The sequence below is a fragment of the Brevibacillus massiliensis genome (genome assembly GCF_000311785.1).
Classification (GTDB): domain Bacteria; phylum Bacillota; class Bacilli; order Brevibacillales; family Brevibacillaceae; genus Brevibacillus_C; species Brevibacillus_C massiliensis.
In genome coordinates, this window is record NZ_HE978535.1 from 228,776 (window position 1) to 243,425 (window position 14,650).

Here is a 14,650-nt window from a genome sequence, read left to right on the forward strand (position 1 = left end):
TTTTTTTGACCATTCATGAAACGAAATGCTACACTATAACGTGTATTCCTGTCATGTGAGGAGAGTTTTTACCATGCCAAAGTTCAAGCTGTTTGCCAACAGAAAAGGCGTCGCCGATCAGAAGCGGAACAACCAGTACGTCAAATTTGCCAGGCAAATTTACGTGGAAGCGAAAAAAGGCGGCCCTGATCCCAATGCAAACTTGAAATTAAAGGCAATTATTGCCAATGCGCGGGCGATCAATATGCCGTTGGAGAATATCGAGCGGGCGATCAAGCGGGCGACTGATACCGGGCAAGCGGACAACTACGATGAAATCCGCTATGAAGGGTACGGTCCGGGTGGCGTCGCCGTGATCGTCGAGTGTTTGACGGACAACCGGAACCGGACAGCAGCCGATGTCCGTGCGATCTTCAACAAGCGCGGAGGCAACCTCGGCGAGACGGGTTCGGTCAGCTTTATGTTCGATCACAAGGGCGTGATCGTGATCGATCGGGAAGAGTTTGACGTCGACGAGGATACGATGCTCATGCAGGCGTTGGAAGCCGGGGCGGAGGACGTCGAAATTTCTCCGGATACATTTGAGGTGATTACCCACCCGCACGAACTGGACCAGGTCAAATCCGGACTGGAAGCGGAAGGGTATTCATTTGTCAATGCCCAGGTACAGTGGGTGCCGCAAAACACGGTGAAGATCTCAGGCGAAAATGCGGAAAAAATGCTGAAAATGATGGAAGCCTTCGAGGAAAACGATGACGTCCAAAACGTTTACGCCAACTTTGAGATTGAAGACGAGTAGACCATGTAGCCATCTTGCCCAGGCAGGATGGCTGCTTTTTTCGCAGGGCTGTTTTTTCTTTTGAAAAAATGGTATAAAATAGCGATTAAGTGTTCGCCATTATTCCACACCACGTGTACAGAGGGGAGAAATGATGACGGAAGTGCAGCATTTAACCTATACAGAAGACGATATTCAGGTACTCGAAGGGCTGATCGCCGTTCGCAGACGGCCTGGCATGTACATCGGATCAACCGGCAGCCGCGGCTTGCACCATTTGTTGTGGGAGATTGTCGATAATGCCAAAGACGAGACGCTGGCCGGTTTTAACGATAAAATCATTGTGACATTATACAAGGATGGCAGTGTCAGTGTGGAAGACCACGGACGGGGTATCCCTACCGGCATGCACAAGTCGGGGCGGCCGGTGCCGGAAGTGATCTTTACCACCCTGCACGCCGGCGGCAAATTCGGCGGCGGCGGATACAAGAAGAGCGGCGGCTTGCACGGAGTCGGCTCCAGTGTTGTCGTGGCCCTGTCCAAGTGGCTGGAAGTGGAAATCCATCGCGAAGGCCTCATACATAAGCAGCGGTTTGAATATGTGGTAGACGAGGACGGCAGCGAACACGTCGGCATGCCGGTGACCGAGCTCACAGTCGTCGGCAAGACCAAGCGAACCGGGACGACCGTAACGTTCCTGCCGGATGAACGCGTCTTTACCACCACCCGGTTCGATTACGAGCTGATCCGCGACCGCTTTCGGGAAACCGCCTTCCTGCTGAAGGGCCTTCGGCTGGTGCTGATCGACCAGCGCGGCGCGGAAGAGAGGCGGGAGGAATTTTATTACGAGGACGGTCTGAAGTCATACGTGGCCTACCTGAACGAGGGGAAGCAGACGCTTCATCCGATCGTCTACTTTGACGGCGAAAAAGAGAACATCTACGTCGAACTGGCCTTCCAGTACAACGACGGCTATGCGGAGACGCTCGTCTCGTACGTCAACTCCGTCCCGACGAACGACGGCGGCACCCATGTGACCGGCTTTCGCAACGGGACGACCCGCGTCTTCAACGAATTTGCCCGGCGCAAAGGGTTCCTGAAAGACAAGGACGCCAATCTGACCGGCAACGATCTGCGCGAAGGGTTCCTCGGCGTGCTCTCGCTGCAGATGGCCGACGTCCAGTTTGAATCGCAAACCAAGGACAAGCTGGGAAATGAGGAGGCGCGCACGCTCGTCGAGCAGATCGTCTCGGAAAAGCTCGGCTTCTTCCTGGAGGAAAATCCGGAGATCGGCAAGCTGCTTATCGAAAAAGCGATTCGCTCCGCAGAAATTCGCGAAGAGCTGCGCAAGCAAAGGGAAGCGCTGCGCGGCGATAAAAAGGGAAAAGGGGCCAAAAAGCGGAAGTCGATCTCGGAAAAGTTCGCTCCGCCCCAGTACAAAGACCCGAAGCGAAACGAACTGTTCCTCGTCGAGGGGGATTCAGCTGGCGGTTCCGCCAAGCAGGCGCGCAACTCGGAGTTTCAGGCCATCTTCGGGCTGAAGGGGAAACCACTCAACACCGAGAAAGCGAAGCTGTCGGACATCCTGGCCAACGAGGAATTCCGGACGATCCTGGAAGTGCTGGAGACGGATATCGGCGACGAATCTTCATTCGAGAACTGCGCGTTTGACAAGATCATCATCATGTCCGACGCCGATGTGGACGGGTCTCACATTCAGGCCCTGCTGCTGACCTTTTTCTTTCGCTATACCCAGCCGTTGATCTCTGCAGGCAAGCTGTACATCGCCCAGCCGCCGCTCTATCAGGTAAAAAAGGGCGGCAAAAAGCCGGAGTCCGTCTACTGCTGGGACGACAGCGAGTTGGAACAAGCGCTCAAAAAGCTTGGCCGGGGAGCAGAAGTCGTACGCTATAAGGGTCTTGGCGAAATGAACCCGGATCAACTGTGGGAGACGACGATGAACCCGGAAACCCGCAAGCTGATCCAGGTCAGGCTGGAAGACTTGGCCCATTCGGAAAAACTGGTTACCGTACTGATGGGAGACAAGGTGCCTCCCCGCCGTGAATGGATTGAGAGCCACGTCACATTCGAAGTGGGGGAGGATGAATAGGCATGTTATCGACGAGAGTGATCGAGCGGAGTTTTGCCGAGCTGATGGGAAAGCGGTTTGGCGACTACGCCAATCTGGTCATCCTGTCGCGGGCGATCCCTGATGCCCGCGACGGCCTGAAGCCGGTGCAGCGGCGGATTTTATACTCGATGTACCAGGATGGCAACACGCATGACAAAACGTACCGCAAATCGGCCAAGACGGTCGGGGCCGTGATGGGAACCTACCATCCGCACGGAGATGCGGCGATCTACGAGACGATGGTCCGCATGGCCCAGTGGTGGAAGATGCGCCAGACGATGATCGACGGACAGGGCAACTTCGGGAGCCTGGACGCCGATCCGCCGGCCGCCATGCGTTATACGGAGGCGCGGCTGTCCGCCCTGGCCGAACAGATGCTGCGCGACATCGAAAAGGACACGGTGCCGTTTATTCCCAACTACGACAACACGACGGTTCAGCCAGCGGTGCTTCCCGCCCGTTTTCCCAACCTGCTGGTCAACGGAGCGGCCGGGATTGCCGTCGGGTTTGCCACCGACATTCCGACCCATAACCTGGGAGAAGTGATCGATGCGACGATCGCCCAGATGAAAAAGCCCGACATCACCTTGGACGAGCTGATGGAGCACATCAAGGGACCGGACTTCTCTACAGGCGGGATCGTTCAAGGGCTCTCCGGGATTCGCAAGGCGTTTGAGACTGGGCGCGGACAGTTCGTCATCCGCGGCCGCTGCCATGTGGAAGAGGCGAAGGGCAGCAAAGGCAAGCGGATCGTCATCAGCGAACTCCCCTACGATGTCGTCAAATCAAAGCTGGTTGCCCAGATCGACGACTTGGTGCTGGACCGCAAGATCGAGGGAGCGCTGGCTGTCCGCGACGAAACCGGGCGCAAGGAAGCAGAACTGCGCCAGGTGCGTATCGTCATCGACATCAAAAAAGAGGCCGACCCGGAAGCGATCCTCAACTACCTGTATAAAAACACCGACCTGCAGATTTTCTACAACTACAACATGAACGCGATTCACGAAGGCACGATTCGGCAAATGGGGTTAAAACAGCTTCTTGACGCCTATATAAGCCATCAAAAAGAAGTCGTGACCCGCCGTTCCAAGTACGACTTGGAGCGGAAGCGAAATCGCGAACACGTCGTGCAGGGATTGATCCGGGCCAAGTCGATTTTGCGGGAAATCGTCGATACGATCATGGCTTCGGAGGATCGTGCCGACGCCAAGAAAAACATCATGGAACAGTACGGTTTCACCGACGTCCAGGCGGACGCGATTTTAAGCATCCAACTGGCCTCCTTGACCCGTATCGACATTGTCAAGCTGGAAAAAGAGCTGGCGGCATTGGCCAAAGAGATCGCCCTGCTGGAGGCGATTCTCGGCAGCGAGAAAAAACTGATCAACGTAATCGTGCAGGAGCTGTTGGAGATCAAAAAACAGTACAGCGAACCGCGGCGGACGGAGATTCAGGGAGAAATTGAAGAAGTGAAGGTCGACATCGCCATGCAGATCAATGCCGAGGATTGCATCGTCACGTTGACCAACGACGGTTACATCAAGCGGACGAGCCCCCGTTCCTTCAAGTCGATGGGCGGGACGATCGAATCTTGCGGCGTCAAAGAAGGCGACCGCGTCCGCAGATTCATCGAGGCGAACACATCGCATACCGCACTCTTCTTTACCCAGGACGGAAAGTACTTTGCGATGTTGGTCAACGATATTCCCGACGCCAAATGGAAGGACATCGGGACCGCACTGGTCAACGTCATCCCGCTGGAAAAACATCAGCGCGTCGTAGCCATGCATATCGTCGACAGCTTCTCGCTGCCGCTGTACGTCTGCCACGTCAGCCGCCAGGGGCTGATCAAGAAGAGCGCGCTCGCTGATTACGAGACGAATCGCTCCAGCGCGATTGTAGCCGCCAAGTTGAAAAAAGAGGATGACGAGTACATCAACGTACTGCTTGCTGGTGAGTCCGGGACCTTCTTCGCCTTTACGCGGGAGGGAATGGCGATTCGCTTTCTCCAGAGCGAGGTGGCTCCTACCGGCCGCGCATCCAGCGGTGTCAAGGCGATCAACCTGGCCAAAGGGGACGAGGTGGTTACCGTGCTTGCGGCAGAAGAAGACGACCCGCGGAGCGTTCGCGTGTTGACGTCAGAAGGCGTGGTCAAGCGCACCTGGATCAGCGGATTCCCGATTCAGGCGCGGGCGGGCAAAGGGCTTGTCGTCATCCGCAAACGCAAGACCCATCCGCACGTCGTCGTCACCGCCCAAATCGAAGATGAGGCGATGGACAAGCTGTACGCATTAAGTGAAAGCGGGGGTTGGACGGAAGTAGATTCGTCACACGTGCCAATCAACGAGCAGGGGGGAATCGGCAGGGTCGTCGTCGAAGGCGGAGCAAAAGAGATCGCCTATGAAGCGACAGTCCCGGCAGAAGAGATGAAGGAGCCGGGGAGCGTACCGCCATCCGGCAAATCGGCTCCTGTCTCACCCCATGACGAGCCGCCCGCCGAACAGGTAAGTCTATTTGACAACCCATCAGAGCCGAAGGATTGATCGCACATGGAAAAACCGTTTGAACGCTTTACCGCGGAGCTGTCCTGGCAGCAGGCGGCGCTGCTGCTGGATACGGTGCTCTACTTTGAAGAGACGCCAAAGTACTTGTCCCTGCCCGATCAGGAGGGCGGACGGATCGCCGTTCCGCTCCTGTCCGATTCGCTGCGGGACATGTTGGCCCAGCTGGACGAAGCGGAACCCCACGCCAAGCAGCCGTTTACCTTTGATTTTGACTGGACCGATGCGGAAAAGGGCGAAGGTGTCGTAACGATCCTTTTGCCGTCCGGGGAAATGCTGTCCCAGCCGACACAGCTGGACGCTTTTTCGGCGGTGTAGGTAATTTCGGAAAGCAACTTTGAACAATAGCAGTCCAAAATCGACAAGAGACTGATTTGTTTGCTGTACCGGTATACAAGCAAAATCATTTGTGGCGAGGGGGGCTGCCCATAGTCATGGAGCATGACTATGGGCAGCCCTATTGTTATGAATGAGTTTCTACATATATATGCTCTAAACATTGATTCAAGCATTTGTAGCAGCAGGCAAGCTGGATGGTGGGGATGAAAAAATATTGAGCCATCATTCGAGTGGTTTCAAAAATGAGCGCCAAATCTGCTGACAATTTCGGCATCAACAGCACAGTTAACCGACATGTTTACACGCGGAGAAGTGTGTATTGCTCCCTGGTGGGATGTACCCGCGCTCAATCCAATAATCAAGACATGGCACTCAATCCGGAAGCTCAGGTTGGATTTACCAAAGATAGGTACTGCGGCCCAACCAATAAAAACGCAAGCCTCTCTGACGATTTGGCCAACAAGGTCATCTATGGCGAAGAAAAAGTAAAGGCGCTCCCACTTGTTGACCGGGAACGTATTTCAACAGTGCGAAATGTGTGGATTGACCGCTGGAACAAAGAGATCGTCCCGCTGTTAAAAAAGCAATCGGCTCATTCTCTTGAATCAGGTAGAGATAAGATAGGGGGGCCCCCTTATTTGTTTTTAGGGGCGAGTAGTTTGCAAAAAGAGGAATCCCCCGTCACGCCTTGCGAACTGCCTTGCTCAAATATCCACGTTCCCCATCTGGATGTCCGACTTTACGTGCGCCAATGCCGCTTCAAAGACATCTTCTTCCCGATCGGCGGCAATTTTAAAACGGGTGACGACTTTTTCTCCGCTGCGAACCTGTACATCGTACTGCGAATCTCCGTCATACGTCGTCGCAAAGGTTAATTCCCGTCCGTTGACCTTCATGTTTCTTTCCATGCGGTTCACCTCCTTGCATAGTTTGCCCATTTCAGCTGAATCTACCAGAGATTGCATGTCCGGCCCCCTTTTCTTCTCGGCCGAAACATGGTACAACAAGGTGGAATCACGCTTGGAGAGGAACGGATAAACATGCACATGACTGAGGGGACAGACAGGCTCGCCGCTTTGTTGGACGGCGAGATATCACCGGTAGAGGTGTCCGAGCGGGACGCGATCGGGCTGCTGAGCCAGGTGGCTGTAGAGAGACAGCACGGGGAGACAGAGAAAGCGAAATTGGATCGGGCGGAAGCGTTTTTGCTCACTTGTCTGGCGCAATCCCGCTGGCAAAAAGCAGACGGTTTGCAGCAGGCGATGGAGTGGGTAGACAAGGCGATGCAGCTTGACCCCGGGTCGAAGCCGGCCGCGCAGCTGGCGGCCCGGCTTGCGATAGCCAGTCTGGCCCGGTTGGATGTCGTCAGCGGACTGCCTGCCATTCGCGAGACGGACAATGCCGCGACGAGGAAACAACATATTCGCACTTTGTTGGAAAAAATCAGTGAACATTTGCAGGGTTTCACCCGCTGGAATGAGCTGCTGGACCGCGGCCAGGCAGCTGTCTTCGTTGCCGAAGACGAAGCTGCAGGAGAGACTTTGCGCCGGCTTGCACCGCTGCTGGCAAAGCTGAAGGAGGCGATGCAGGATCTCGTCGTCCATGCGATCGCCTACGCCGAATCCTTGCAGGGGGTGTTTTACTCCTCGGAATTGCTGAAAAACGTGCAGACAGCCATCCAAAAACTGTCGGGGCTGCAGGGCGAGTGGAACGTGGCGCTGCGTAGCCAGTTGGATGCGGAAGAGCCGGCGGCGCCGGTAAAGGTGCGTTCCGCACTGGCCGAGTTGGATGAATTGATCGGGATGACAGAAATAAAGGCAAGGGTAAAGCAATGGGCCGGATACCTCCGCTACCAGCGCCTGCGCCGGGAAAAAGGCTGGATGATGCAGGATGAACCAGAACTGCACGCCGTGCTGATGGGCAATCCGGGAACGGGCAAAACGACGCTGGCCCGGCTGCTTGCCCGCCTCTACCACGAATTGGGGCTGCTCAGCAGGGATGATGTGGTAGAGGTGGATCGCTCCCACCTGGTCGGCTCGTACCTTGGCCAGACGGAGCAGCGGACGATGGACGCCGTTAAGCGAGCGGTCGGCGGGGTGCTGTTCATCGATGAAGCATACAGCCTCAAACGCCCGGACAGCCACGGCGGCGATTACGGACAGGTGGCGATCGACACCCTGGTAGCGGCGATGACGAGCGGTGAATACGCGGGCAAGTTCGTCGTCATCCTCGCCGGTTACCCGGAGGAAATGCGCCACTTTCTCGAGGCCAATCCCGGGCTCCGCAGCCGTTTTCCGGAAACGGGCCACTTTGTTTTGCCAGACTACAACGACGAAGAACTGCTGGCGATCGCTGAACACGTAGCAGCCCGCAACGATTTTTTCTTTTCCGAAGCGGCCAAGCAGGCGATGCTTCAAAGGCTGGAGAGGGAACGGGTCGACGAGACGTTCGGCAATGCCCGTACGGCCCGGAATATCGTACTCGACGCCATCTTTTCCAAAGGAAAGAGAATGGAAACAGGCGGGGAGCTGCATGTGAACGATTTTACCATGTTGTACCCGGAGGACGTCGATCCCCGGAGCGAAAAGGAAGGGCGGCGATCGAGCGAAACACCGAGACGGTACGCCACTGCCAGCGAGCAGCTGCAAGAGCTGATCGGGCTGGGGGAAGTGAAGGCCGAAATGGAAAAGCTGGCCGCGTATCTGCGCATTCAACAGATGCGCCAACAAAAAGGGCTGCCTGCTGTCCCGCTGCACCTGAATGCCGTCTTTACCGGCAACCCTGGCACCGGCAAAACCACCGTTGCAAGGTTGTACGCCTTGTTGTTAAAAGAGACCGGGTATCTGAAGCGGGGACATCTCGTTTCGGTAGGCCGTTCCGATTTGGTGGCGGGCTTCGTCGGGCAAACCGCGCTAAAGACACGGCGCAAAGTCCGGGAAGCGCTGGGCGGAGTGCTGTTTATCGACGAAGCTTACGCACTGCAGACAGGGAGCGAAAATGACTTTGGGCAGGAAGCGATCAATACGCTGGTGGAAGAGATGACAAAGCACGAAGACAACCTGGTTGTCGTATTGGCCGGGTACCAGCAGGAGATGGAGCAGCTGCTTGCCAGCAACCCCGGTTTGGCTTCCCGGTTTGCCAAATTCTTTTGCTTCCCGGACTATACTCCCGCAGAACTGCAGCAGATGATGCTCGGGCTGCTGCGGGCGCGGGGCTATCGGTTGGAGCAGCAGGCGGCTGACCGGCTGTTGGATCGCCTGGTTGACATGGAGCGACATGGCAGGCTGCAAGGCAATGGCCGACTGGTCCGCAACCTTAGCGAAGCGGCGCTGCAGCAGCAGGCCCTCCGTCTGGGCCTCCTCGCTGCGGACGAACTGACATCGGATGCCCTCAGCCAGTTGGTCTGGGAAGACTTCGCGCCAGTGCTGGAATAATGGCATGCCTGGATGATCCAGGCATTTTTTTGTACGTAAAAATGGGAATTAGGGCGGCTTTCGCATGTGCAGCTGTACATGCGGGCTGCGGCAAAACGCCATACACTATGACCGGAACCAATGAAGGGAGGGTAATCCAATGTCTGGTGGGGGCTTTTTCTTTTTTCCGGTCATCCTGGTGCTGTTCATTCTCCTTGTAATTGTGGCCGAATTTGACGATTGAGAAGGGCGAGATCTTGTCGGGATGTCCGCAGCGGGCATCCTGTTTTTTTGCAAGTAAATTTGGTTGTCTGACATGTGACATGCGACCAAGCCATCCCGTTAAGTCCGGCATATCGTGAAGGGAGAAGCCAATACAGACAGGAGGAGACAATGTGGACTACAGCAAGTGGATCAACTACGCCAAATCGATTCCGAAAGAGAAGCTGAAATCGGAAACCGGATTGCGGGATGTCATTCGCGATATCGGCAAGCGGGTCGGCAAAAATTTGTCCGAAGATCAAGTGAAGAAACTCGCCGCGCAATTCCGGCAAATGTCTAAAACCGAGAACACCAAAAGCGTTCTCGATAAATTATCCAGACGGGGGATGAACAAGACCGATCTCGATTCGATTAAACGCCAGATTAAAAAATAAACCTGTAAGAAAAGGATCCGCCCAATCCGGGAAGAGGATGGGCGGATCCTTTTTATGCCAGAGCCTAGGCTTGGACTCGCTGCTGCCACGCGTGGGCCCGGAGAGCCAATTCCAGGCAGAGCCGATGCTCGGGTTCAAGATACGTATCTCCAATCAGCTCGGCAATTTTTTCGAGGCGGTTGTACAGGGTCTGCCGCCTGATGTACAGCTGGTCGGCAGTCTCTTGTTTGGAGCCGTTATGGTCGAGCAGCGTGCGAAGGGTGAGCACGAGCCTGCTGCCGTGATGTTCGTCGTACTGAAGCAGCGGTCCGAGGTAATCGGAGATAAAAGCGTCGATGGCATGTTCGTCTGTGATTTGCAGCAGCAGCCGGTAGACGCCGAGGTCATCGTAAAACGGGCTGGAAGAGGCAGTCTTTGGCTGCAGCGTGAGCACTTGTTCCGCTTCGCGAAAGTGGCTGTCTGCTTCAACGTAACGCACGGATCGCCTGCTGATCCCGAATCGGACTTGGGCAGCGTGACCCAGGGCGCTGCGGCAGGTTCGGGTCAGTTCGTTTACTGCTTTTTGCAACTGCATTCGCGGTCCGGTGAGCGTCCCGGTCTCGACGAACAGCATGTACAGCCGCTCTCCTTTGGCGCGTTGATACAGGCGGAATCCGCAGCAGGAAACGATGGAGCGGAAGACGCTGAGCAGATCGTAGTACGAGCCTTCTTCCTCGTTAAACTGGGGCGTCTCGGCCTGGATTTCCATCACGACGGCAAAATAGCCGGGCGGCGCCGCTTGCGGCTGAATTCCCAGCAGCGTCTGAAGCTGCCGTTCGTGGCGCATGCGGCCTTGCAGGATGTCGTCCAGCAAGCGATTTTGGCTGTCGCGGGCCTGCTCTTCGGCGAACATGCTTCGCAGCAAGAGTTGGGCGACCGCTGTAGCTGTGCGATCCAGCGTAAGCAGCAGGATTTCATTCGGCTCTTGTTCGTAGAGGATCACCCCGAGGTAGGCAAGTACGTGGCCCATGGCATTGATGGGCTGGTAGAGAATCCGCTTTTGCTCCGATAAGGACAGGATTCCGTTGGCCTGCCCGGACAGTTCCCCCGCTTGCTGCGACTTCTGGAAGAGCGCCACCAATTCATTTTGCACGGAATGGGCCATCGCCGGGACGAACAGCGGGGAACGCTCTTGCCGAATGAGGAATACCTGGGTTTGGACAGCGGCTTGAAAGTGAGTCAACAGCCGCGGCAGACCCGTCGTTTGCAGGGTCAGCTGCTGGAGTTCGCGCGAGTAGGCTTCCAAATGGCGCAGCGCCTCTGTTTGCCGGGTCACGATGCTCTCGTGCAGATCCAGTGTAATATCGACGAAGCGGACAGGCCTGCGAAAGGCGATCAGGGGAAACTGGTGGTGCTCGGACAATTCCCGCATCGACTCCGGGATCTCCGGGATGTAAGGACCCAATTCCACACATAAACCGGCTGCCCCCCGCTCAATCAGTCCCTGCAAAAAAGCGAGCCGCTTCCCGTCATCCTCACCAAAGCCCACTCCGGTCGAGAGAACCAACTCTCCGCCATTGAGGAAAGCTGCGTTTGAGGCCGCCTCCAGGATATGCACCCATCTGATCGAACGGGCTAACCCGCGGCTCCCGGCAATGACGTCAGCGTGTTCGAACAAAGGGCGCCTGAGTACATCGGCAACGGTTAATCTCCACTCGGTTTGCATGGGTTCCTCCTCATCCGAATTGACATCTTGTTAATAAAATGGTTGTAAAAAGGTGACAAGATGTCTCATGATTTGTGAAAAAATTTTCTGATAAAATAAGGCGAAGACAGATGTTAGCAAAAGGAGTTGACAATTTGATGACGACAAAGAAACTGGCCAACTACATCAACGGCGAATGGGCGACACCTCAGACGGAACGGTACGAGGATGTGCCCAACCCGGCAACCGGAGAGATTTTGTCACAGGTACCGCTCTCCACGAGAGCGGATGTAGACGCTGCGGTCGAGGCAGCCAAAAAGGCATTCCCTGCCTGGAGCGACACGCCCGTGGTCGACCGCGCCCGCATCATGTTCAAGTTTCAGCAGCTGCTGTGGCAGCACGCTGACGAGCTTGCCCGGATGATCACCATGGAAAACGGCAAAAACCTGCCGGAAGCCCACGGGGAATTGCTCCGCGGCATCGAAATGGTAGAGTTTGCCGCCGGGATGCCTACGCTCCTGATGGGGGATACGCTGCCCAACATCGCCCGCAGCATCGACAGCCAGACGATTCGCTTCCCGCTTGGCGTAGTGGGCGGGATTACGCCGTTCAACTTCCCGCTGATGGTTCCAATGTGGATGTTCCCGATTGCGATCACGGCCGGAAATACCTTTGTCTTGAAGCCTTCCGAACGGACTCCCAACTCCTCCGCCCGCGTCGCCGAGCTGTTGAAGGAAGCAGGGCTTCCCGACGGCGTGTTCAACATCGTCAACGGCGGGCACGACGTCGTCAATGGCTTGATGGAGCACCCTGACGTAAAGGCGATTTCATTCGTCGGTTCCCAGCCTGTCGCCGAGTACGTGTACAAAACCTCGGCGGCCCACGGCAAGCGCGTCCAGGCGCTGGCAGGCGCCAAAAACCACCATCTGGTCATGCCGGACACGGACCTGCGGCGGGCAGCCAAAACGATTGCCAGCGCGGCATTCGGCTGTGCCGGCGAGCGCTGCATGGCTGCCAGCGTGGTGGTCGCGGTAGAGAGCATCGCCGACGAGCTGGTGCAGTACCTGATCGAAGAATCCGACGCGCTGATCATGGGCAACGGATTGGAGAACGGCGTCGACCTGGGGCCGGTTATCCGGGCGAACCACCTGGAACGCGTGCACAGCTACATTGAGCGCGGCAAAGAGGAGGGGGCACAGCTCGTCCGCGACGGACGCAAAGACGCGGCCGCCCATGATAAGGGCTACTTCCTCGGACCTACCCTGCTGGATAAAGCCACGGCCGAAATGGTGATCGTCCGCGACGAGATCTTCGCTCCGGTACTTAGCATCGTCCGGGTAAAGGACTTTGAAGACGGACTTGAGACGATCAGCAAGTCCCGCTACGGCAACGGTGCCTGCATCTACACGAACAGCGGCCGCCTGGGGCGCGAATTCGTCCAGCGCGTAGAGGCGGGAATGGTCGGCGTAAACGTAGGCGTGCCCGCACCGATGTCCTTCTTCCCGTTCTCCGGCTGGAAACAGTCCTTCTACGGCGATCTGCACGCCAACGGCAAGGACGGCGTCGAGTTTTACACCAAGAAAAAGACGGTCACATCCCGCTGGTTCGAAGACGGCGAGACGAATATCGGTTCGCAAAAAGTGTTTGTGAAGTAACAGGATTCCCACAATTTTATCATAGGTGAGGAGGACGGGCACTATGCAAAAAGAGCAAACCGTTGCGAAGGACAAAGAGGAGCTGTTGGAAAAAGACCGGACGCACATGTGGCATCACATGTCCCCCTACAATCCCAACCCGATGATCGCGACCGAGGCAAAGGGGTCGTGGGTGACGGATATCGACGGAAACCGCTACCTGGACGGGATGGCCGGACTGTGGTGCGTAAACATCGGGTACGGCCGCCAGGAGTTGGCGGATGCGGCGTATGAACAGCTGAAGGCGCTGGCCTATTTCCCGCTGTCGAACAGCCACGTTCCGGCGATTGAACTGTCCGAAAAGGTAAGTGAATGGCTCGGTGGCGAATACCGCGTATTCTTCTCCAACAGCGGCTCGGAGGCGAATGAGACGGCTTTTAAAATCGCCCGCCAGTACCATCAGCACAAGGGACAGCCGCGACGCTACAAGTTCATCTCCCGCCATCGCGCTTACCACGGCAATACGATGGGCTCGCTGGCGGCGACGGGACAGTCCATCCGCAAACAGCAGTACGAGCCGCTCGCTCCCGGCTTCCTGCACGTATCCCCGCCGTACTGCTACCGCTGTCCATTCGGCAAGACGTACGGCAGCTGCAACCTGGAGTGCGCGCAGGTGTTTGACGAAGTGATCAATTGGGAAGGAGCGGAATCCGTCGCAGCAGTGATCATGGAACCGACGATCACGGGCGGGGGCGTGATCGTTCCGCCACCCGAGTACCTGCCCAAAGTGCGGGAAATCTGCGACAAGTACGGCGTCCTGCTGATCGTAGACGAAGTCATCTGCGGATTTGGCCGTTCCGGCCGCAAGTTTGGACATCAGAACTTCGGCGTCAAGCCGGATATTGTCACGATGGCAAAAGGGATTACCAGCGCCTATCTCCCGCTGTCGGCGACTGCCGTCCGCGCAGAGATTGCCGATCTGTTCAACGAACCGGGCGGCAATCAGCACTTCCGCCACGTCAATACGTTTGGCGGCAGCCCGGCGGCTTGTGCGCTCGCTCTGAAGAATATGGAGATTATGGAAAAAGAAGGACTGATCGAGCGGTCAGCGGAACTTGGCGTCCTGCTTCGTCAGAAACTCTCGATTATCGAAGATCACCCCAACGTCGGGGACATCCGCAGCTTTGGCTTTATGGCCGGAATCGAAATGGTGGAAAATCGCGATACAAAAGAACCGGCGGCTCCGGACAAACTGACCAAGGTAATCGGCGAGTGCAAAAAACGCGGGCTGATCATCGGCCGGAACGGGGAGACCGTACCGGGCTTCAACAATATCTTGACCCTGAGCCCGCCGTTTTCCACGACTGCGGAAGAGGTCGATTTTATCGTCAACATGCTGAAAGAAGCTTTGGATACGCTGACGGAGTGACAGCAAAAATCGCAGACAAAACGGG

The 14,650-nt window shown here is 56.3% G+C and carries 10 protein-coding genes; 8 read left to right on the forward strand and 2 right to left on the reverse strand.

The window, feature by feature from the left end:
• Positions 1-73 precede the first annotated feature (73 nt).
• From HGBM_RS01200 to HGBM_RS01215, 4 genes are all read left to right on the forward strand, one after another.
• Positions 74-799: a YebC/PmpR family DNA-binding transcriptional regulator gene (locus tag HGBM_RS01200; protein WP_019119280.1), complete on the forward strand. Its 726-nt coding sequence runs from the start codon at positions 74-76 to the stop codon at positions 797-799.
• 133 nt (positions 800-932) lie between these two features.
• Positions 933-2,888 (forward strand): DNA gyrase/topoisomerase IV subunit B, encoded by a 1,956-nt coding sequence (locus HGBM_RS01205; RefSeq protein WP_019119281.1) that lies wholly within the window; start codon positions 933-935, stop codon positions 2,886-2,888.
• Positions 2,889-2,890: 2 nt separating this feature from the next.
• Positions 2,891-5,452 (forward strand): DNA topoisomerase IV subunit A, encoded by a 2,562-nt coding sequence (gene parC, locus HGBM_RS01210; RefSeq protein ID WP_019119282.1) that lies wholly within the window; start codon positions 2,891-2,893, stop codon positions 5,450-5,452.
• A 6-nt stretch (positions 5,453-5,458) separates the two neighbouring features.
• Complete coding sequence (locus HGBM_RS01215; protein WP_019119283.1) at positions 5,459-5,788, forward strand: hypothetical protein; 330 nt, start codon at positions 5,459-5,461, stop codon at positions 5,786-5,788.
• A gap of 725 nt (positions 5,789-6,513) precedes the next feature.
• On the opposite strand, the gene HGBM_RS01220 is transcribed toward HGBM_RS01215, so the two are convergent.
• Positions 6,514-6,717, reverse strand: coding sequence for a hypothetical protein (locus tag HGBM_RS01220; RefSeq protein ID WP_019119284.1), 204 nt, complete (start codon positions 6,715-6,717; stop codon positions 6,514-6,516).
• Positions 6,718-6,849: 132 nt separating this feature from the next.
• On the opposite strand from HGBM_RS01220, the gene HGBM_RS26175 reads away from it, so the two are divergent.
• Positions 6,850-9,243: an AAA family ATPase gene (locus tag HGBM_RS26175; protein ID WP_019119285.1), complete on the forward strand. Its 2,394-nt coding sequence runs from the start codon at positions 6,850-6,852 to the stop codon at positions 9,241-9,243.
• A gap of 374 nt (positions 9,244-9,617) precedes the next feature.
• Complete coding sequence (locus HGBM_RS01235; protein ID WP_019119286.1) at positions 9,618-9,878, forward strand: hypothetical protein; 261 nt, start codon at positions 9,618-9,620, stop codon at positions 9,876-9,878.
• Positions 9,879-9,942: 64 nt separating this feature from the next.
• Here HGBM_RS01235 and HGBM_RS01240 read toward each other — a convergent pair whose 3' ends face one another.
• Positions 9,943-11,583: a PucR family transcriptional regulator gene (locus tag HGBM_RS01240; RefSeq protein WP_019119287.1), complete on the reverse strand. Its 1,641-nt coding sequence runs from the start codon at positions 11,581-11,583 to the stop codon at positions 9,943-9,945.
• A 137-nt stretch (positions 11,584-11,720) separates the two neighbouring features.
• On the opposite strand from HGBM_RS01240, the gene HGBM_RS01245 reads away from it, so the two are divergent.
• Both HGBM_RS01245 and HGBM_RS01250 read left to right on the forward strand, forming a co-directional pair.
• Positions 11,721-13,217, forward strand: a complete 1,497-nt coding sequence (locus HGBM_RS01245; RefSeq protein ID WP_019119288.1) for a CoA-acylating methylmalonate-semialdehyde dehydrogenase — start codon at positions 11,721-11,723, stop codon at positions 13,215-13,217.
• A 43-nt stretch (positions 13,218-13,260) separates the two neighbouring features.
• Positions 13,261-14,625 (forward strand): aspartate aminotransferase family protein, encoded by a 1,365-nt coding sequence (locus HGBM_RS01250; protein WP_019119289.1) that lies wholly within the window; start codon positions 13,261-13,263, stop codon positions 14,623-14,625.
• Positions 14,626-14,650: the final 25 nt, after the last annotated feature.

Coding starts and splice junctions, on each gene's coding strand:
- HGBM_RS01250 (WP_019119289.1), top strand. CDS start 13,261: ATGCAAAAAGAGCAAACCGTTGCGAAGGACAAAGAGGAGCTGTTGGAA.
- parC (WP_019119282.1), top strand. CDS start 2,891: ATGTTATCGACGAGAGTGATCGAGCGGAGTTTTGCCGAGCTGATGGGA.
- HGBM_RS01215 (WP_019119283.1), top strand. CDS start 5,459: ATGGAAAAACCGTTTGAACGCTTTACCGCGGAGCTGTCCTGGCAGCAG.
- HGBM_RS01240 (WP_019119287.1), bottom strand. CDS start 11,583: ATGCAAACCGAGTGGAGATTAACCGTTGCCGATGTACTCAGGCGCCCT.
- HGBM_RS01245 (WP_019119288.1), top strand. CDS start 11,721: ATGACGACAAAGAAACTGGCCAACTACATCAACGGCGAATGGGCGACA.
- HGBM_RS01205 (WP_019119281.1), top strand. CDS start 933: ATGACGGAAGTGCAGCATTTAACCTATACAGAAGACGATATTCAGGTA.
- HGBM_RS01220 (WP_019119284.1), bottom strand. CDS start 6,717: ATGGAAAGAAACATGAAGGTCAACGGACGGGAATTAACCTTTGCGACG.
- HGBM_RS26175 (WP_019119285.1), top strand. CDS start 6,850: ATGCACATGACTGAGGGGACAGACAGGCTCGCCGCTTTGTTGGACGGC.
- HGBM_RS01200 (WP_019119280.1), top strand. CDS start 74: ATGCCAAAGTTCAAGCTGTTTGCCAACAGAAAAGGCGTCGCCGATCAG.